This window comes from Anaerotruncus sp. 1XD42-93, assembly GCF_009917605.1.
In the GTDB taxonomy this organism is placed as follows: Bacteria; Bacillota; Clostridia; order Oscillospirales; family Ruminococcaceae; genus Anaerotruncus.
Genome location: NZ_QZEG01000223.1, coordinates 1 through 631 on the forward strand (window position 1 = coordinate 1; position 631 = coordinate 631).

At 58.6% G+C, this 631-nt stretch carries 1 protein-coding gene; it reads left to right on the forward strand.

Annotated features, from left to right (window positions below; genetic code table 11):
• Positions 1-631 (forward strand): DUF6674 family protein (locus D5269_RS19080; protein WP_199735803.1); only part of this gene is annotated, 631 nt, incomplete at both ends.

The window sequence follows — 631 nt, forward strand, 5'->3', positions numbered from 1 at the left end:
ATTATGGAGCAGTTTTTGAAGCTGCTTTCGGAAAACGGGCGGGCGGGACAGTCAGAGGATTTGTCCCGCCTTATGTTCTATATGGACGGCATGAACCGCCAGCTTGACGCGGTGCGCCAGGAATTGCAGACCGTCAAGGTGCAGCTTGCACAGGCCCAGGACACGCCGCAGAAAACCATCTTGCAGGGCATGGTGGACGGGCTGCAAAGCAAAGTCCGGCAGGCGCAGGAAAAGCTGGACGGACTGCGGGAGAAAATCATGCAGTGCGCCGCCAATGCCGTGGAGAGTTTCAAGCGCGTTGGCGTGACTGCTCTGGATAAAGCGGTTTCCGCTATGGGCATCCACAAGACGCTGGAAGCGGTTCAGCAAAATATCAGCGGTTCGCTGGATGATTCTAAAAAGAGCATTGAGAAGGTAGAAACCCTGGGCCACGAACTCCGAAGCGTGGGCGGGCATCTGAAAAACGCCGGACGCGCGGTAATCGGCAGGGAAACCCAGGCCGTGGACGGCGGGCAGGAGGGGCATTTCCAGGCCGCTGTCCTTGCCCCCATGCGGACAGCCCACAAGATGCTCTCCACCATGAACAATGCCACCCTTGCGGCAATCGGCAGCGTGGAACGGCTGGAAACGG